Consider the following 16,765-nt stretch of genomic DNA (forward strand, 5'->3'; position numbering starts at 1 on the left):
AGAAGAGCATTCTAGGCCTTGCATTCTTTCTATACAATTTCAATAAATCGCGAACTCTTTCTCAAAAAGAGCACGCTACACTAGGGTTTACCCCATATTACAGTTTTATGTCACCCACACAAACCTTATTGAAAACAAATAGTTGAAATGGAAAGCTTAGCCGTCAGATACTTTTACGAGGTCGCTCAAAAAGGCAGCCTGAGTGCCGCATCCGAGTCTTTACATGTTGCGGTTTCTGCGATAAGCCGTCAGATTTCCACACTGGAACAAGACCTGGGCAGCGCGCTGTTCCAGCGCAGCGCGCGCGGTATGGTCCTGACCGAAGCGGGCGAACTGCTGCTGCGTCATGTGCGCCGGGCCACGCTGGAAGACCAGGCAGTACGCGAATCGATTGCCGCACTGCGCGAGGCCGGACACAGCGTATTGCGCATCGCCTGCACACAGGGGCTGGCCAACGACTTCCTGCCCAGCACCCTGGCGCATTTCGAGCGCATGCATCCTGATATCCGCTTTCGCATCTGGGTAGACAGCGCCAGGCAAGCCACGCAAAGGGTGGAAACCGGCGAAGCCGATGTCGCACTGACCTTCAGCATCACGCCCCCGCCATCCACCGGGTCCGTGAAGGTGCTGTACGCACGCGCCTCGCCCGCCCTGGCGGTCATGTCGCAGGATCACCCCCTGGCACGCCACCGGCGACTCGATATTCGCGACCTGATGCCCTACCCCATTGCCCTGACCGACGAGAACACGTCAACCTTCAAGCTGTATCAGCTTGCCTCGAACATGGTGGGGACATGGGTGGAGCCCAAGATCTACAGCAACTACGCCGCCGCCCTGCACGCCTACGTGCGCGACAGCCAGGCCATACTGTTTGCCAGCTATAGTTCCATCTTCCAGCAACTCAAGGTCAATCGCCTGGTGGCGATTCCCCTGAAGAATCCGGAAATGCATGCCCGCACCATGCAGGTGCAGGTCATGCGCGGGCGCATACTGCCGGATGTGATCGAGCAGTTCCTGAGCGTGACGATCAGACGTATGAACGAGATCGTGCTGGAGGCGCCGGTGTAATCAGGCCTGGGGCCATTCAGCCCCCCGGCGCCGCCTCAAGCGACCGCTTTACGCCACCCCGGCGCTGTGCGCCTGCTCGTCGGCGTGGTAAGACGAGCGCACCATGGCGCCCACGGCCGCATGGGTAAAGCCCATGGCGTAGGCTTCGCGTTCCAGCATCTTGAAGACGTCGGGGTGAGCGTAGCGCAGCACCGGCAGGTGGTGTTCCGAGGGCTGCAGATACTGGCCTATGGTCAGCATGTCGACATTGTGCGCACGCAGGTCGCGCATGACCTCAAGGATTTCCTCGTCGGTTTCACCCAGGCCCAGCATAAGGCCGGACTTGGTGGGCACATTGGGATGCAAAGCCTTGAACTCGGACAACAGCCTGAGCGAATGCTGGTAGTCGGAACCCGGGCGCGCCTGCTTGTACAAGCGCGGCACGGTTTCCAGGTTGTGATTCATGACGTCGGGCGGGCCTTCGTTCAGTATGCCCAGCGCACGGTCAAGGCGGCCACGGAAATCGGGCACCAGCACTTCAATGCGGGTGGTGGGCGACAGTTCGCGCACCTGGCGTATGCATTCCACAAAATGGCCGGCACCGCCGTCGCGCAGGTCATCGCGGTCGACCGAGGTGATGACTACATACGACAGCCGCATGGCGGCAATGCTGCGCGCCAGGTTGACCGGCTCGTTGACGTCGAGCGGATCGGGGCGGCCATGGCCCACATCACAGAAGGGGCAGCGGCGCGTGCATTTGTCGCCCATGATCATGAAGGTGGCCGTACCCTTGCCGAAGCATTCGCCGATATTCGGACAGGAAGCCTCTTCACAGACGGTGTGCAGATTATGTTCGCGCAGAATCTTCTTGATGTCGTAGAACCGCGAGCCAGGCGCGGCGGCCTTCACACGTATCCATTCGGGTTTCTTCAGGCGCTCGGCCTGGACCACCTTGATGGGGATACGCGAGGTCTTGTCTGCCGACTTCTGCTTTTGCGTTGGGTCGTAGGCGGGACGCACGGTGGGTTTACGGACGGCAGACTGATCAACGGGTGTAGTCATACGATTCCCTGCGCACAAAACCTTTTTTGTACGCTAAAAACGGCAGCGTGCTTCACGCGCCATTATTGAAAGAACAGCGACCGGCGGGATAGCCGCCAGCCGGAGACAAAAAAGCTACAAGGGGTCAATTTTAACGCGCCACCCCCTGCCTTACCTAATCGCCCTGTCAGCGCGTCAGGAAATTGCCCGGAAAATGAGCTTACCGCCCCTTCCAGACCGGCTGTCGCTTCTGGATAAAGGCGTCGATGCCCTCGGCCACGTCTTCGGCCATCATGTTGCAGGCCATGACCTGGCCGGCGTAGTCATAGGCATCGGCCAGGCTCATGCCGCGCTGGCGCTGGAACATGCCTTTGCCGGTACGCACCGCCACGGGGCTTTTCTGGCAAATGGACTGCACCAGGGCAGCCACCCGCGCATCAAGCTGATTCGGCGCAACGGCGTCGTTGATCAGACCATGCGTGACAGCGTCGCGGGCGCTGATAAATTCGCCGGTGATCAGCATTTCAAAGGCTTTCTTGGCCGGCACATTACGCGACAATGCCACGGCCGGCGTAGAGCAGAACAGCCCCACGTTGATGCCCGACACCGCAAACCGGGCGTCATCGGACGCCACCGCCAGATCGCAACTGGCAACCAGCTGGCAACCCGCCGCGGTCGCAGTACCGTGCACCCTGGCGATGACCGGCACCGGCAGATTGACGATGCTCTGCATGACTCGCCCGCACTGCGCAAACAGTTGCTCGTAATAGCGCTGCTCGGGTTTTGAGCGCATCTGCTTCAGGTCGTGGCCCGCGCAGAACGCGCGGCCATTGGCCGCCAGCACCACACAACGCACGCTGTCGTCGTTGGCCACCGCCGCCAGGCCGTCTTGCAGGGCCGTCAGCAGTGCCTCGGACAAGGCGTTGTATTGATCCGGGCGGTTCAGCGTAAGCGTGACCACGCCATCGTGCACATCGGTCAGCAGAACAGGGTTTTCAGCAGTCATACCGGGCCTCCTTCGAGCGCTTGCGTCAGGCGCCTGGCCAGCAAGTCACCTGTCTGTTTAACGGTAGCCTGTATGCCGCAAGCACGCAAATCCACCGTCTGCAAGCCTTCATAGCCACAGGGATTGATGCCCAGGTAAGGCGTCAGGTCCATGTCCACGTTCAGGGCCAGGCCGTGGTAGGCGCTGCCCTTGCGTATCTTTATGCCCAGGGCGGCAATCTTGGCCAGGCCGTCGCTGCCCGGCGGCGTGGCCTGGCGATACGGCGGCAACAGCCGCGCAACCGGCACATAGACGCCCGGCGCGCCCGCTTTGCGGCAGGCTCCGGGCAGGCCCAGTTCATCGAGCACCTGAATAATGACGTCTTCCAGCAGCGCCACATATTCTTTCACGAACAAATTCATGCGACGCAAGTCGATCAGGCAATAGGCCATGACCTGCCCCGGCCCGTGATAGGTAACCTGACCGCCGCGATCACATTGCACCAGCGGCACATTGCCCGGGTTCAGCACATGCTCGGGCTTGCCGGCCTGGCCCAGGGTATAAACCGGCTGATGTTCGGCCAGCCAGATTTCATCGGGCGTATCGGCCGCGCGTGCCTCGGTGAATTCGCGCATGGCCTGCCATACCGGCAGATATGCGGCAGGCCCGGGCAACCATTTGCTGTTTATCATTACATCACTATGGAAACCATGTGATGGCTGTGCAGGGCGCGGTACAGGTCATCAAGCTGCTGGCGCGATGTGGCGCGCACGGTAAACGTAAGGCCCAGATAGTTGCCGCTGCGGCTGGGCCGCATTTCAACGGTGGCCGGATCAAAACCGGGATCGAACTGCAGCACCACTTCGGTAAGCGTTTGGGCCAGTTCGGGATGCGCCTTGCCCATGACCTTGATGGGAAAGTCGCTGGGGTATTCGATCAGGGACTCTTCGGGCGGAATTTCTCGCATGCTTGCACATCCATCAATGCAGGACGGGGGAATTGAACCCCCCTATAAAACAAGGCAGGCCTACAGGGCGGCGATGGCGTCGTCGTAGGCAGCGCGCAGGCTGGCATACACGGCACCGGGCTTGCCCGAGCCTACCGGCTTGCCGTTGTAGGTGGTAATGGGCAGCAATTCCTTGGTGGCCGAAGACAGCATCAGCTCATCGGCCTCGTCGACTTCCTGCTGCGAAATGGGGCGTATCTCGAAAGTAATATTGCCTGCGGCAGTCAGCTCTTCGAGCAAGCCGTAGCGTATGCCTTCAAGAATCAGGTTGTTGCGCGGAGGCGCCAGTAAGACCCCGTTTTTTACCATCCAGATATTGCAGGACGAGCCTTCCGTCAAATAGCCGTCGCGGAATTGCAGGACCTCGTCGACGCCGGCCTCGACCGCAGCCTGCTTGGCAAGCACGTTGCCCAGCAGCGACACCGATTTGATTTCACAACGCAACCAGCGCACATCGGGAATACTTACCGCTGAATAGCCTTGCTCGCGCGCGGCGGCACCCGGCCGCACAAAAGGCGAGACCATGCAGAAAATGGTGGGGGTGGTGTTTGCGGGGAAGGCATGATCGCGCTTGGCCACGCCGCGCGTAACCTGAATGTAGACCATGCAGTCACCCAGACCCGAACGTTTCAGAAGATCGTGTACCAGGGCTTCCCAGTCGGCACGCGTCATGTCGACCTTGATGCCGATGGAAGCCAGGCTGCGCTCCAGGCGGGCCAGGTGGCCGTCCATGCGGAACGGCTTGCCGTTATAGGCAGGCACTACATCGTAGATACCATCACCAAAAATAAAGCCGCGATCCAGCACGGATATTTTGGCATCGCCCAGGCGAACGTAGTCGCCGTTCAGATAAACAATACTGTCGTTATCGACATTCGGAATCATTTCTATGCCTTACTGAAATAACAGAAGAACTTTGTCGTAGATACGGCTGAAGAAGCCGGCCTCGGGTACATCGGCCAGCACGTACAACGGGTCTTCACGCAGCACATGGCCGTCAAGCGAAAGCTTGACCGTGCCTACCTTGGTACCCGCCTTAAGCGGTGCAACCAGCGGCTCGGTGTACTGAGCCACAGGTTTGATCTGGGTGCCCTTGTCGCGCGGGACAGTCACCCAGGTCGCGGTGGTGGAACCCAGTCCGACATTGTCGAGCTCGCCTTCCCAGACCCGGGCGGTCACGGCGGGCTTTTCGTTGTCGTACAGCTTGATGGTGTCAAAGTTCTGGAAGCTCCAGTTCAACAGCTTCAGGCTATTCTCGGTGCGGGCCGCATCGCTGGCCGCGCCCACAATCACCGATACCACCCGGCGGCCGTCGCGCAGCGCGGTGGTGACCAGGCAATAGCCCGCCGACTGCGTATGGCCGGTTTTCAGACCATCGACGGTCGGATCGGCCCAAAGCAGGCGATTGCGGTTGTTCTGCTTGATCTTGTTGTAGGTGAATTCTTTCTGGCTGTAGTAGTGCAGGTACTGGGGAAAGCGGGTTACCAGGTTCTGCGCCAGCGTGCCAAGGTCGCGCACCGTGGTCAGGTGCGTAGGCCCGGGCAGGCCCGAGGAGTTCTCAAAATGCGTATCACGCAGGCCCTGACGCGCAGCCTCTTCGTTCATCAGGGTCACGAAGGCGTCTTCGCTGCCGGCAACGGCCTCGGCCAGCGCCACGGTGGCATCGTTGCCCGACTGCACAATCACGCCCTGCAGCAGCTCATCGACCGAGACCTGGCTGTTCACCTTGATGAACATGCGCGAGCCTTCGGTTTTCCAGGCCTTTTCCGAAACCGGCACTTTCTGATCCAGCGACAGGCGATTGTTTTCTATGGCGTCGAACACCACATAAGCGGCCATCAGTTTGGTCAGCGAGGCCGGTTCCACAGGTTCGTCGAGGTTCTGAGCGGCAATCACCTGGCCGCTGTTTACATCGAGCGTCATCCAGGCGCGCGCGGTCAGGGCCGGGGCCGGCACGGTTGCCAGTTCGGCCACGGTAGCCACGGGAGCAGGCGCTGTGGCCGGCGCCGCAGCCGGCGTGGCGGCGTCTTGAGCAAAGGAAAAAGTGGTTGCCAGTGCGAACGCAAGGCTGGCAGCCAGCGTCAGGCATCGTGTACGGGATTCTTGTTGAAAAGTCATTGGCGTATCGTAAATGAATTTGAACCGGACGTCATAGCAAATCCAGCCTGAGCTGCAACAATCGTTTCAGCACCAGCAGCTTGCCATGAAAGAAGTGACTGGCACCCGGCACAACCGTAACCGGCAGGTCGTGCGAGCGCGCAAAGCTCATGGCCTCGGACAAAGGAACAACTTCGTCGTCTTCGCCGTGAACCAGCAAGGTATTGTCAGGAACAGAGACCGCCCGGAAGCTGAACCGTTCCACAGCGGGGCCAAATAATAGTAACGCATCGGGCACAGGGCCGGCCTGCTCGGCCAGGGTCGAATACAACTGGGCAGCCACCGACGTGCCGAAGGAAAAGCCTGCCAGGACCCATTTGCCACCGGCCGCTTCCGGGTATGCTTGCGTGAACTGTTCGATCAGCCGCTGCATGTCGGCTGTTTCGCCGCGAGCCGCGTCGAACTCGCCTTCGGAAGTACCCACGCCACGGAAATTCGGCCGCACGGCAATCAGGCCGTGCTCGACACAGGCACGAGCTATGGTCGTAACGATTTTGTTGTCGCGTGCACCGCCATGCAGCGGATGCGGATGCAACACCAGGGCCCAGCCGCGCGGCTGGCTCATGGGCAGGTCCAGGGCACAGTCTATGGCTCCGGCCTCGCCCTGAAAAGTCATTTTCTCGGTACGCGCAAGCATAATCACCAGTTTGAGTTATAAACACAGGCACGCCCATTTTACGCCACGACCAGACACCGCCAATCCCGGTGTCCGCAACACCATGACGATCAGCACTCCCTTGCATTTGCCCGAGCCCGGACAGATGCTGACGCAACTGACTGCTGCCCTGCCACACTTCAAGCAAGTGCGATGGGTGGACAGCACCAATTCGACCAACGCCGATCTGATGGCCATGGCGCGTGCCCAAAGCGGCCCACAGGCCCGCCCCTGGCTGCTGGGTGCACACCTGCAGCATGCCGGCCGTGGCCGCGCCGGGCGCAGCTGGCAGAACCGGCCCGGTGCCAACCTGATGTTCTCTTGCGCGTTCGACGTATTCCTGCCGCCCGCACAGTTACCCACATTGTCTCCGCTGGCCGGGCTGGCAGCCTGCGAGGCGCTGCGCGAATTGCTGGCCCCGGCCACACGCAGCCAGCTCACCATGAAATGGCCGAACGACTTGCAATGGCAATCGGCCAAGCTGGCCGGCATACTGGTCGAGGCAACGCGTGCCGGTACCGCGCGCCTGTCGCCCGATCACTATGTGGCCATACTGGGCATAGGCATTAATCTGGACGACGCACGTGCGCTCAGCACGTCACTGGATCGCAAGGTGGCCGACTGGTCCGAAGTGGTTGCTCACGACAGCGATGCGGGCCACGCAACGGCCGCCGATCTGGTCAGCCGTATCGCCCAGGCCTGGTACGACAGCCTGAACCGCGTCACCGCCCACGGCCTGGAGCACCTGCCCGAGCGCTACGCCCAGGTCGATGCCCTGGTGGGGCAACACATTAACGTACTGGATGACGGGCGCATACTGCAGGCCGGCATAGCCTGTGGCGTCAATGAGCTGGGGCAGCTGCTGCTGCGCAATCCCCAGGGCGAGCATGCCATCACCATAGGCGAAGTCTCCGTGCGACCAAACAAAGGCCCTGGCGCATGAAACTACTGATAGACATTGGCAACACCCGCATCAAGGCAGGCTGGATCAAGCCAGACAGCGGCGAGCGCGAAGCGCAGCCCCTGGCGCTGGAACACCATGCACTGGGTCTGTTGTCCGACTGGCTGGACCAGCTGGACGAACGGCCCAGCGCCGTACTGGGCGTATCCGTCGCTGCACCCGAGGTCGCCATCGAGCTGGACACCCTGCTGAACCGGCGCGACGGCCTGAGCACTGAATGGATACAAGGCAGCCCCTGGGCGGCCGGCGTGCGCAACGCCTACCAGACGCCTGCACAACTGGGCGCGGATCGCTGGGTCGCCATGCTGGGCCTGGCCGGGCGCGCACTGGCAACGGCCGAAGCCGGCCCGCTGATACTGGCCAGCTTTGGTACCGCCACCACCATAGACACCCTGAACCCGGTATCGAACGCAGATGCCGATCCGGCCGGCGACACCCGTTTCCTATTTGAAGGCGGCCTGATATTTCCTGGGCCGGCCCTGATGGCCACGTCATTGGCCAGCGGCACCGCCAGGCTGCCACGCGCCGACGGACCGGTTTGCGCCTACCCAACCGACACGCAGCAAGCCATCAGCAGCGGCATCGCCGCTGCGCAGGCGGGCGCCGTGCTGCGTCAGTGGCGCGAAGGGCTGGAACGCTACGGCCGCGCGCCGACCGTATTCAGTTCAGGCGGTGGCTGGCCGATTATTGAAAACGAAACGCAAAGGGCCCTGGCACGCGCGCAGGCCGATCTGAACCTGCCGCCGCAGCCCATACAATGGCTGCCGGCCCCGGTGCTGGACGGCCTGGCACGTTTGGCGCAAGCCGCAAGTTAAAGCCGGCGCATCAATATTGGGCGCGTGGCTCGCCCAGTTGAACCGCCTGCTGATTGCGTTCCGACAAGATGCGGGCCTCGCGCCCCTGCTCGTTGGGCGGCGTGCCGAAAAAGCCCTGGCCCAGGGCCAGCACGCCCAGATTGGCCAGCAATACGACAAGAAACAAAACACGCATGGAAGAAAACGACGGGGCCGTGTGGTAATAATTGCGCATAGTGTAAAGCAGTTGCTTGCATCATGATGGCGTATGATTAAAAAACCTTGCTTACTTCCCAGGTTGCCATGAAACCCATTCGCAAAGCCGTTTTCCCCGTTGCTGGTCTGGGCACCCGCTTTCTGCCTGCCACCAAGGCCATGCCCAAGGAAATGCTGCCCATCGTCGACAAGCCGCTCATCCAGTACGCGGTCGAAGAAGCCATCGCTGCGGGCATTACCGACCTGATTTTCGTGACGGGGCGCAACAAGCGCGCCATCGAAGATCACTTCGACAATGTGCCCGAACTCGAGGCAGAACTGCAAGCCAAGAACAAGCAGGAAATGCTCGAGATCGTACGCAGCGTACTGCCCTCGCACGTGAACTGTATCTACACGCGCCAGTCGGCGCCGCTGGGCCTGGGTCATGCGGTGCTGTGCGCCGCGCCCATCGTCGGAGACGAACCCTTTGCCGTGCTGCTGGCCGACGACCTGATCGACGCCACCACCCCGGTTACGCAGCAGCTCATTGAAGCCGCCCACAAACATGAAGGCAGCATACTGGCCATCCAGAACGTACAGCCACAAGACACCAGCCGCTACGGCATCGTGTCGGGCATACCGGCCGGCCCCGACACCACGCGCGTATCAGGCATTATCGAAAAGCCCGCTCCCGAAGAGGCACCCAGCACCCTGGGCGTGGTGGGCCGCTATGTGCTGGAACCCGAAATCTTCCAGCACCTGCGCCGCACACAGGCTGGCGTGGGCGGTGAAATTCAGCTGACTGACGGCATCGCCAGCCTGCTGGAAAATCAAAGTGTGTTTGGCCTGCAATACGAGGGCCTGCGCTACGACTGCGGCAGCAAGGCCGGTTTCTTCCAGGCCACCGTGGAACTGGGGCGTAAGTACCATGGCTTAGGCTAGGCCATATAGGTATCAGATAATAGCCTGCAAGCCCTTATCGGCAATAATGTTCAGCAGCTTGAGTGCCGGGCCGGTAGGATGTGTTTCGCCTTGCTCCCACTTGCGCACTGTCGATGCCGACGTATGCAGATGAAGCGCGAAGACCGGCTGACTGAACTTCAAGCCTTCGCGCAGACGCTTGATGTCCGCAGCGCCGAAATCCCGAACCGGCGGCGCACAGATCGCGTCGAACTCGCGCATCGTTACCTTGTTGATCGCACCAGCCTCAACAAGTTCCGCCAGGTCGTCGCGCAACGATTTAATGATATTGCTCACAATGTACCTCTACTAGAACACCTAATTTCAATGCCTGTGACAAGGCTTCGCCAGACAGTTCCAGGAAAAATTTGCCGGCAAATTGCAGTGCCTGCTTCTCATTCTGCGTGATGTTCTTCTTGTCGCTTTTGGGGAACCCATGCAGGAATACGTAGCTGTCGCCCATCTTTGCCGACAGCAGCGTACGATAACCACCGCTCTTGCCACCTCCTGGTCGGGCCACCCTCTTCTTGTAGAGAAAACCACCGAGGTCCGCATCGATCAACCCGTGTTCCATCTCGGTGACTGCCTTGCACAGGGTGACATCTTGCAACTTCTCGCCCGCCTGCCACCGAGCAAAGCCTTTCCGCTTGAAGATGCGCTTCATCTCAACCCCTAATATATACCCGAAACGGGTATATATTTCAATATATCACCGATCGGTGGCCAGAAACTCATCATTCTGCCTTTTCAGGAAATAGAGTAAATGACCGCCACTGCGGCCAGAGCAGATAAAACAAAGGCTCCTGTTTGTATCCAGAAGCCCTATGTTTTCCGAACCAGCCGATCGATTTCATGACCTGCTGGATTTCCATTTAGCCGTCCCAGACGGACTTGAATATAAGCTTATCGTTCAGTGCTGTCGACCGTACTTATACAGGCTTTTGACCGAAGTTTTCTTCATTTTCAAAAGCCTCCAGGTATAGCACCGGAAAAATGTCTTTAAACGCCGTTACCCGCCGGCGGCCCGGAATTCGGTTTCGTTCTGCGTCATCAGGCTGACTACGTAAATAGCTACCCACGACACGATAAAGCCTGGAATGATTTCGTAGATACCCTGCCCGCCCAGGAAGCTGGAATTCCAGCCCAGGGCTATCCAGACCATGACGGTGACAGCGCCGCTTATCAGGCCGGCAACGGCACCGGCACCCGACATGCGCCGCCAGGTAAGGGCCAGGATCACCAGTGGGCCGAAGGCGGCGCCAAAACCCGCCCAGGCATGACTGACCAGCGTGAGCACCTGGGAATCGGGATTGCGCGCAATGACGGCCGCGATCAAGCCAACCGCCACAACACTGATACGGCCCACGTTCACGCTTTGCCGCTCAGTGGCATTCTTGTTGAAGAACAGGCGATAGCAGTCTTCGACCAGCGACGACGAAGACACCAGCAACTGACTGGAAATGGTGCTCATGACCGCCGCCAGCAGGGCTGCATACAGAAAGCCGGTAATCAGCGGATGGAACAGCAGATTGGCCAGCACAATGAAGAGGGTTTCGGGATCTTCTATGGTCAGCCCGTTGCGGATGGCGTAGGCCCGCCCGAAAATCGCCATGGCAATCGCACCAAACAGCGAAATGAACATCCAGAGCATGCATACGTTGCGTGCGGTGGGAACATCCTGCACGGACTTGACCGCCATGAAGCGCACGATAATATGCGGTTGGCCAAAGTAACCCAGCCCCCAGGCCACGGCAGACAGCCAGCCCACAAAGGTAAGGCCTTGGGTCCAGGAAAGATAGTTGGCCGGTTCGGTCACGGTGGACAAGGTTTGCGAGGCCTGGTCAAGGCCGCCGCCACCCTCGCCATACAACACCACGATGGGCATAATGACCAGCGCCAGCATCATGATGCAGCCCTGCACGAAGTCAGTGAGGCTGACCGCCAGAAAGCCGCCCACCGAGGTATACACCAGCACAACGATCAGGGTCAGCCATACGCCGGTTTGATAGTCGGTCAGGCCCCCGAACGTGAACAGGCCGCTGAAGGCCATCTGGAACAGCTTGCCGCCGGCAACCAGGCCGGAAGCGGTATACACGGCAAAGAACACCACCACAATAACGGCCGACACAATGCGCAGCGCCAGGGCTTTGGTAGGGAAACGATTGGCCAGAAATGCGGGAATGGTCAGGGCGTTGTCGTAGCGTTCGGTTTGCTCGCGCAGCCGGGGCGCCACGATGATCCAGTTAATTAACGCGCCCACCCACAACCCTACACCTATCCAGGCTTCTTGCAGGCCGGCAATGAAAATTGCCCCTGGCAAGCCCAGGAGCAACCAGCCGCTCATGTCGGAGGCACCAGCCGAAAGCGCCGCCACAGCCGGATGCAAATTGCGGTCGGCAAGCAGATACTGTTGGGATGAAGAGGTTGCCTGACGCATGGCATAAAAGCCGATAGCCAGCATCAGAACAAAGTACAGTGTGAGGCTAATCCAGACACCAACCGCCATGATTTTCTCCTTGGGTTGTGTGCCGTCTGTAGCAAAACTTCACCACCCGACACGGGCTGTCATTTGCGCACACTAACACATGCACGCGATCAGGCCAAGATTTTATGGCTCTTGATTGGCGTTGGTCCTGACGCTGGCCTTGAGTTCGTTCAGGCCCACCACCACCCGAGCAACGGCGCCGGTGTGCTTCTTTACCCAATGCTCGCCGGCTTCACCCATGCGGCTCAGGCGCTGCGGTTCGTCCAGCAGCTGCAGCGCCATCTGCAGGGCCGCGTCGGGGTCGGACGCGCGCAACGCGGCGCCTTCATCCATGGCATCAACCACAGCCTGCTCAAAGTTGCGGGTATGCGGTCCCACCAGCACCGGCACGCCGATGGCGCAGGCCTCGATAAGATTTTGCCCGCCCAGCGGCTGGAAGCTGCCGGCCACAATCGCCACCTGACTCAGGGCGTAATACCAGGGCATTTCACCCAGGGTATCGCCCAGCAGCACGGTGGCCCGGCTGCTCAGTTCCAGTGCGGTCGAACCACAATCGCCCGCCTCTATCAGTTGCGAACGGCGCACGTACTGCAGTCCGGCCTTGCCCAATTGTTCGGCGGCCTCGTCAAAACGTTGCGGATGGCGAGGGATCAGGCAGAACAGGATTTTTTCCGACAGGTTGCGGCCCTGGGCACGCGCACGCTTGATCTGGCGTCCTATGGAACGTATGAAGAGTTCATCTTCGCCCTCACGCGTGCTGGCGATCACAATCACCTTGCGCGGCAGATCGGCCGCAAAGGCCTTGCCCCGCTTGACCTTGCCGGACGGCGGCGTCACATCGAACTTGAAGTTGCCCGATACCCGCACAGCCGCTGCGCCGGCCTGTTCCAGCCGCTGCGCATCGTGCAGGGTCTGGGCATAGACCGCGCTGAAGCTGGCATAGGCCTGACGCATGACGCTGCCCAGGCGCAGGCTTTGCCGCAGGGCATGGTCGGAAAAGCGGGCGCTGGCCAGCATGACGGGCACGCGATGTTCACGGGCAGCGGCCAGCAGATTGGGCCAGACCTCGCGCTCTATCAGTACGCCCGCGCAAGGCTGGTAATGTTCCATGAAGCGGCGGGTGGCGCCCGGGTAGTCGTAAGGCAGCCATTGCTGCAGCAGACGGCCCTGGGCAATGTCCTGCTCGAAGGCACGCACGCCTTCGGCCCGACCGGTCACCGTCATGTGAGTAAGCAGTACGGATTCGCCCTGATCAAGCAGCGCCTGCACCAGTGGCTGGGCGGCGCGCATTTCACCCAGACTGACGGCATGCACCCATACCGGACGCTTCAAGGGACTGGGGCTGGCGTAATGGCCGAACCGGGCTCCCGAGCACACACCCCACTCGCCTTCGGAGCGCCGTGCGCGTAAGGCCATCCATCCCAACAAACCTGGCGTCAGGATTCTGATCAGAGCGGTGTAGAAAAAACGATTCAAAAATATGCCTGTGCCCGCAATAGTTGGACTATTTTAGCCAGATAAGCCTGATCGGACACCTCATTGTTTCAGTCAGGCGCTTCGCCACCCGTCAGTTCAGCATGTGCCGAATCATCAAAATCAAGCGCCTGATCGATGGCGCTAAGCACGGTTTCGGCCGACGGTTCGCTGCCACGCTCACCCAGACTGGCGGTGTAGGCCGGACCTTCCAGGGGCGTGCGCACCGGGGTGGAAGCCTTGTACAGCCCTATCGTGGGGCGACCCAGCCCGGCCGACAAATGCGTCAGTCCGCTATCGAGTCCGACCATGATGCGCGCACCTGCCAGAACCCCGGCCACATTTGTCAGGGACATGCGCGGCAGCACCTGGGCGCGCGCATTGCCGTCCACCAGCTTGCGGGCACGCTCTGTTTCGGTGGGGTTTCCAGACAACAGTTTCAGGTCAAGATTGTGTTCGTGCAGGCGCGCAAACACTTTTTGCCACGCGGTTTCGGGCCACAGTTTGTCGTCGCGGCTGGCCGACGGCATGATGACGGCATAGGGTTCGATTTCGACACCGTTGGTGATGCTTTCCAGGCCAAAGTCGGGCGGACCCTGGTAGGTATAGCCGAAAGCCGCGGCCGCAAGCTCGCGCTGGCGTGTAACGGCCGGCTGCCAGAAATTGACGGTATGTTTGACGTCGTAGAAAAAAGACGCCAGCGGTTCGCGCGCCGACTTGCGGTCAAGGCCATGACGCGTGCCATGGGTTTGCCGGACCAGCCACACCGATTTCATCAGTGCCTGCATATCAAGCACGATATCGTAGCGGCGCGCATCAAGGTTCTTGCGCAATGCCGCGCGCTCAGCCCGTACCTGCGGTGACCACCAATGCTTGCGCCAGCGCCGATGCGCCACAGGAATGACTTCATTGACTGCCGGATGCCAGGCCGGGATCTCGGCAAAGCCTTCTTCAACTATCCAGTCGATTCGGGCACCGGGCACATGCCGGGCAATATCGGAAATAGCCGGCAGCATGTGCACCAGGTCACCCAGCGATGACGTGCGGACTATCAGGATTTTTTTTACCATGCCCGGATTATAAATTTATAAATTGCGCCTGCGCCATTCCATCGTGCCGATCGTGATCCCGCTGGCGCAAATAATTGCAATGCCCAGCCAGGTCAGCGTGTCGGGGAATTGCCCCCAGATCAGCCAGCCCAGCCCGGCACCGCTGATGATCTGCAGATACAGGAAAGGCGCCAGCATTGAGGCCGGCGCATTGCGATAGGCCTGCACCTGAAGCAAATGACCCAGCGCCCCCCAGAAGCCGGTCGATAACAGCACCAGCCACTGCATGGGCGTCAGGGCCGCCAGCACCGGCAAGGCCGACGGCAGCACAAAGGGCAAAATCACGGTCAGGGCAATGCTGCCCACCGCCCCGCTCCAGATCAGGGTGGTGAACGGGCCATCGACCGCCACGCGGCGCGTGGCAATGAACTGACAGGCAAACAGAAAAGCCGTCAGCAATCCGAACAGGGTGCCTGCAACATGCAGCCCAGAGCCGGGCCGGATAATGATCAGCACGCCCAGAAAACCCACGCCCGATGCGATCCAGCGCGACAGGCGCGGCGGTTCTTTAAGCGCCCAGGGCGCCACGGCCAGCACGATAAGCGGCGCCAGAAAGTTAATGGCTGTGGTTTCGGCCTGCGGCAAGTAATGCAGGGTGGTAAAGCTGGACATGGTGGCCAGCAGCATGATGGCGCCGCGCGCGATCTGGGCCCCGGGCCTGGCCGAGCGCAGCACCGACACGCCGCGCGTAGGCATCACCAGCGCCATGACCAGCACCAGATGAAAAACGTAACGTACCCAGCACAGCATCAGCAGCGGCACGCCGACGCCCTGAACAAACTTGCCGCTGGCATCGAGCCCCGACAGAGCCCATGTAGACAAAACCAGAACAACGATACCCGCCACGGGGCGTGTAGCACCGTAGGCTGCAGCGGAAACCGTTGCGGGACTGACCCCACTCATCATCAAACTCCAGCAACAAATTGGCCGCGAGGGCAATGGGTGATCATCATAAATGAATTACCATTGCCGCATGAATAATTGGTACATATTGCCCAACGGCAACGTAAAACACACAAACGGTCTGGAACTTCAGCCTGAAAACGACTGGCTCCCCACCACTGACAGCATGGAAGCCTTTGCCGATGCCATGCGCGAACATGGCCAGCCCGACGCGCTGATCATCAAACGCCTGATGGACCTGGCTGTGGAAGGCGAAACCTGGCTGCGCAACAACCTGACCTAGGCCACCACGATTTACAGCGCCTTCAGATCCTGCTTGTAGCGAACCGCACGGGCCTGATAGTTGGCGGCCCCCTTGTGCAAATCGACGACCTGCTCGTCGGTCAGGGTGCGCACGAGCTTGGCAGGTGCGCCCAGAATCAATGAGCGCTCCGGAAAGACCTTGCCTTCGGTGACAATGGCGCCGGCGCCCACCAGGCTGTCCTTGCCTATTACCGCATTGTTCATCACCACGGTCTGTATGCCGATCAAAACACCGTCTTCTATGGTGCAGCCGTGCAGCATGGCCTGATGGCCCACGGTGACATTCCGGCCTATGTTCAGCGGACAGCCCGGATCCACGTGCAGCACCGCGCCTTCCTGCACGTTGGAGCCCTCGCCCACCACGATGGGCTCGTTGTCGGCCCGGATCACAGCGCCCGGCCAGATGCTGGAGCCCTTGCTCATCACAGCCTGCCCGATGATCGTGGCTTCTTTCGCCACATAGGCGGAATCGTGAATGTCGGGCGTCAGATCGCCCAGTGCATAACAAGTCATTGCGTGCCTGTACTGTTTGGTTGAATCGGTGGATACGGTCGTGAACGATCGTAGCACAAGGGCATGGATACAAATGTCCATGGTAGATCCAGGATATCTCCAAAAACATGATTTGAAGCATGTTTGCAATATGCCCCTGGCCTCATACTGCGCTCGTCACGGCAGTGGCATATTTGAC

At 60.2% G+C, this 16,765-nt stretch carries 20 protein-coding genes; 5 read left to right on the forward strand and 15 right to left on the reverse strand.

Annotated elements, in window-relative coordinates; all coding sequences use genetic code 11:
* Positions 1 to 147: 147 nt before the first annotated feature.
* Positions 148 to 1,068, forward strand: coding sequence for a LysR family transcriptional regulator (locus LKR43_RS07130; RefSeq protein ID WP_227683359.1), 921 nt, complete (start codon positions 148 to 150; stop codon positions 1,066 to 1,068).
* Between the two features lie 48 nt (positions 1,069 to 1,116).
* Here LKR43_RS07130 and lipA read toward each other — a convergent pair whose 3' ends face one another.
* The 7 genes from lipA to LKR43_RS07165 all read right to left on the reverse strand — a co-directional run bounded on the left by lipA (position 1,117) and on the right by LKR43_RS07165 (position 6,873).
* Positions 1,117 to 2,109: a lipoyl synthase gene (gene lipA, locus LKR43_RS07135; protein WP_227683360.1), complete on the reverse strand. Its 993-nt coding sequence runs from the start codon at positions 2,107 to 2,109 to the stop codon at positions 1,117 to 1,119.
* A gap of 199 nt (positions 2,110 to 2,308) precedes the next feature.
* On the reverse strand, positions 2,309 to 3,094 hold the full coding sequence (locus tag LKR43_RS07140) for an enoyl-CoA hydratase (protein ID WP_227683361.1): 786 nt from the start codon (positions 3,092 to 3,094) through the stop codon (positions 2,309 to 2,311).
* Positions 3,091 to 3,765, reverse strand: coding sequence for a lipoyl(octanoyl) transferase LipB (gene lipB / locus LKR43_RS07145; RefSeq protein WP_227683362.1), 675 nt, complete (start codon positions 3,763 to 3,765; stop codon positions 3,091 to 3,093). Before lipB ends, LKR43_RS07140 begins: the two co-directional genes overlap by 4 nt.
* Positions 3,765 to 4,040: a DUF493 family protein gene (locus LKR43_RS07150; protein ID WP_227683363.1), complete on the reverse strand. Its 276-nt coding sequence runs from the start codon at positions 4,038 to 4,040 to the stop codon at positions 3,765 to 3,767. Before LKR43_RS07150 ends, lipB begins: the two co-directional genes overlap by 1 nt.
* Before the next feature lie 60 nt (positions 4,041 to 4,100).
* The gene (locus LKR43_RS07155) at positions 4,101 to 4,964 is read right to left on the reverse strand and encodes a D-amino acid aminotransferase (RefSeq protein WP_227683364.1); all 864 of its coding nucleotides are present in this window, start codon (positions 4,962 to 4,964) and stop codon (positions 4,101 to 4,103) included.
* A 9-nt stretch (positions 4,965 to 4,973) separates the two neighbouring features.
* Positions 4,974 to 6,197: a D-alanyl-D-alanine carboxypeptidase family protein gene (locus LKR43_RS07160; protein WP_227683365.1), complete on the reverse strand. Its 1,224-nt coding sequence runs from the start codon at positions 6,195 to 6,197 to the stop codon at positions 4,974 to 4,976.
* A 31-nt stretch (positions 6,198 to 6,228) separates the two neighbouring features.
* Positions 6,229 to 6,873 (reverse strand): alpha/beta hydrolase, encoded by a 645-nt coding sequence (locus LKR43_RS07165; protein WP_227683366.1) that lies wholly within the window; start codon positions 6,871 to 6,873, stop codon positions 6,229 to 6,231.
* 82 nt (positions 6,874 to 6,955) lie between these two features.
* Between LKR43_RS07165 and LKR43_RS07170 the strand changes: the two genes are divergently transcribed.
* On the forward strand, positions 6,956 to 7,834 hold the full coding sequence (locus tag LKR43_RS07170) for a biotin--[acetyl-CoA-carboxylase] ligase (protein WP_227683367.1): 879 nt from the start codon (positions 6,956 to 6,958) through the stop codon (positions 7,832 to 7,834).
* Positions 7,831 to 8,667 carry a type III pantothenate kinase gene (locus LKR43_RS07175; RefSeq protein ID WP_227683368.1) on the forward strand — a complete coding sequence of 279 codons (837 nt, stop codon included), beginning with the start codon at positions 7,831 to 7,833 and terminating at the stop codon, positions 8,665 to 8,667. Before LKR43_RS07170 ends, LKR43_RS07175 begins: the two co-directional genes overlap by 4 nt.
* A 10-nt stretch (positions 8,668 to 8,677) precedes the next feature.
* Here the strand turns inward: LKR43_RS07175 and LKR43_RS07180 are convergent, their stop codons facing one another.
* On the reverse strand, positions 8,678 to 8,881 hold the full coding sequence (locus tag LKR43_RS07180) for a hypothetical protein (RefSeq protein ID WP_227683625.1): 204 nt from the start codon (positions 8,879 to 8,881) through the stop codon (positions 8,678 to 8,680).
* Positions 8,882 to 8,949: 68 nt separating this feature from the next.
* On the opposite strand from LKR43_RS07180, the gene galU reads away from it, so the two are divergent.
* Positions 8,950 to 9,783 (forward strand): UTP--glucose-1-phosphate uridylyltransferase GalU, encoded by an 834-nt coding sequence (gene galU / locus LKR43_RS07185; protein WP_227683369.1) that lies wholly within the window; start codon positions 8,950 to 8,952, stop codon positions 9,781 to 9,783.
* 12 nt (positions 9,784 to 9,795) lie between these two features.
* Here the strand turns inward: galU and LKR43_RS07190 are convergent, their stop codons facing one another.
* The 6 genes from LKR43_RS07190 to LKR43_RS07215 form a co-directional block, all read right to left on the reverse strand.
* Positions 9,796 to 10,098, reverse strand: a complete 303-nt coding sequence (locus LKR43_RS07190; RefSeq protein WP_227683370.1) for a DNA-binding transcriptional regulator — start codon at positions 10,096 to 10,098, stop codon at positions 9,796 to 9,798.
* A complete protein-coding gene (locus LKR43_RS07195; RefSeq protein ID WP_227683371.1) occupies positions 10,082 to 10,465 on the reverse strand; it encodes a type II toxin-antitoxin system RelE/ParE family toxin in 384 nt (127 codons plus the stop codon). Before LKR43_RS07195 ends, LKR43_RS07190 begins: the two co-directional genes overlap by 17 nt.
* Before the next feature lie 345 nt (positions 10,466 to 10,810).
* Complete coding sequence (gene putP / locus LKR43_RS07200; RefSeq protein WP_227683372.1) at positions 10,811 to 12,307, reverse strand: sodium/proline symporter PutP; 1,497 nt, start codon at positions 12,305 to 12,307, stop codon at positions 10,811 to 10,813.
* A 102-nt stretch (positions 12,308 to 12,409) separates the two neighbouring features.
* On the reverse strand, positions 12,410 to 13,762 hold the full coding sequence (locus tag LKR43_RS07205) for a 3-deoxy-D-manno-octulosonic acid transferase (RefSeq protein ID WP_227683373.1): 1,353 nt from the start codon (positions 13,760 to 13,762) through the stop codon (positions 12,410 to 12,412).
* Positions 13,763 to 13,830: 68 nt separating this feature from the next.
* On the reverse strand, positions 13,831 to 14,829 hold the full coding sequence (waaC, locus tag LKR43_RS07210) for a lipopolysaccharide heptosyltransferase I (protein WP_227683374.1): 999 nt from the start codon (positions 14,827 to 14,829) through the stop codon (positions 13,831 to 13,833).
* A 15-nt stretch (positions 14,830 to 14,844) separates the two neighbouring features.
* Positions 14,845 to 15,771 (reverse strand): DMT family transporter, encoded by a 927-nt coding sequence (locus LKR43_RS07215; RefSeq protein ID WP_227683608.1) that lies wholly within the window; start codon positions 15,769 to 15,771, stop codon positions 14,845 to 14,847.
* A 70-nt stretch (positions 15,772 to 15,841) separates the two neighbouring features.
* Here LKR43_RS07215 and LKR43_RS07220 point away from each other — a divergent pair, with 70 nt between their 5' ends.
* The gene (locus LKR43_RS07220) at positions 15,842 to 16,054 is read left to right on the forward strand and encodes a hypothetical protein (RefSeq protein WP_227683375.1); all 213 of its coding nucleotides are present in this window, start codon (positions 15,842 to 15,844) and stop codon (positions 16,052 to 16,054) included.
* A gap of 11 nt (positions 16,055 to 16,065) precedes the next feature.
* Here the strand turns inward: LKR43_RS07220 and LKR43_RS07225 are convergent, their stop codons facing one another.
* Positions 16,066 to 16,587 (reverse strand): gamma carbonic anhydrase family protein, encoded by a 522-nt coding sequence (locus LKR43_RS07225; RefSeq protein WP_227683376.1) that lies wholly within the window; start codon positions 16,585 to 16,587, stop codon positions 16,066 to 16,068.
* Positions 16,588 to 16,765: the final 178 nt, after the last annotated feature.

It is taken from the genome of Pusillimonas sp. MFBS29 (assembly GCF_020687695.1).
In the GTDB taxonomy this organism is placed as follows: Bacteria; Pseudomonadota; Gammaproteobacteria; order Burkholderiales; family Burkholderiaceae_B; genus Pusillimonas_C.

Bases quoted from the DNA above. Each gene is read 5' to 3' on its own strand.
- LKR43_RS07130 (WP_227683359.1), top strand. From the start codon at position 148: ATGGAAAGCTTAGCCGTCAGATACTTTTACGAGGTCGCTCAAAAAGGC.
- lipA (WP_227683360.1), bottom strand. From the start codon at position 2,109: ATGACTACACCCGTTGATCAGTCTGCCGTCCGTAAACCCACCGTGCGT.
- LKR43_RS07140 (WP_227683361.1), bottom strand. From the start codon at position 3,094: ATGACTGCTGAAAACCCTGTTCTGCTGACCGATGTGCACGATGGCGTG.
- lipB (WP_227683362.1), bottom strand. From the start codon at position 3,765: ATGATAAACAGCAAATGGTTGCCCGGGCCTGCCGCATATCTGCCGGTA.
- LKR43_RS07150 (WP_227683363.1), bottom strand. From the start codon at position 4,040: ATGCGAGAAATTCCGCCCGAAGAGTCCCTGATCGAATACCCCAGCGAC.
- LKR43_RS07155 (WP_227683364.1), bottom strand. From the start codon at position 4,964: ATGATTCCGAATGTCGATAACGACAGTATTGTTTATCTGAACGGCGAC.
- LKR43_RS07160 (WP_227683365.1), bottom strand. From the start codon at position 6,197: ATGACTTTTCAACAAGAATCCCGTACACGATGCCTGACGCTGGCTGCC.
- LKR43_RS07165 (WP_227683366.1), bottom strand. From the start codon at position 6,873: ATGCTTGCGCGTACCGAGAAAATGACTTTTCAGGGCGAGGCCGGAGCC.
- LKR43_RS07170 (WP_227683367.1), top strand. From the start codon at position 6,956: ATGACGATCAGCACTCCCTTGCATTTGCCCGAGCCCGGACAGATGCTG.
- LKR43_RS07175 (WP_227683368.1), top strand. From the start codon at position 7,831: ATGAAACTACTGATAGACATTGGCAACACCCGCATCAAGGCAGGCTGG.
- LKR43_RS07180 (WP_227683625.1), bottom strand. From the start codon at position 8,881: ATGCGCAATTATTACCACACGGCCCCGTCGTTTTCTTCCATGCGTGTT.
- galU (WP_227683369.1), top strand. From the start codon at position 8,950: ATGAAACCCATTCGCAAAGCCGTTTTCCCCGTTGCTGGTCTGGGCACC.
- LKR43_RS07195 (WP_227683371.1), bottom strand. From the start codon at position 10,465: ATGAAGCGCATCTTCAAGCGGAAAGGCTTTGCTCGGTGGCAGGCGGGC.
- putP (WP_227683372.1), bottom strand. From the start codon at position 12,307: ATGGCGGTTGGTGTCTGGATTAGCCTCACACTGTACTTTGTTCTGATG.
- waaC (WP_227683374.1), bottom strand. From the start codon at position 14,829: ATGGTAAAAAAAATCCTGATAGTCCGCACGTCATCGCTGGGTGACCTG.
- LKR43_RS07215 (WP_227683608.1), bottom strand. From the start codon at position 15,771: ATGAGTGGGGTCAGTCCCGCAACGGTTTCCGCTGCAGCCTACGGTGCT.
- LKR43_RS07220 (WP_227683375.1), top strand. From the start codon at position 15,842: ATGAATAATTGGTACATATTGCCCAACGGCAACGTAAAACACACAAAC.
- LKR43_RS07225 (WP_227683376.1), bottom strand. From the start codon at position 16,587: ATGACTTGTTATGCACTGGGCGATCTGACGCCCGACATTCACGATTCC.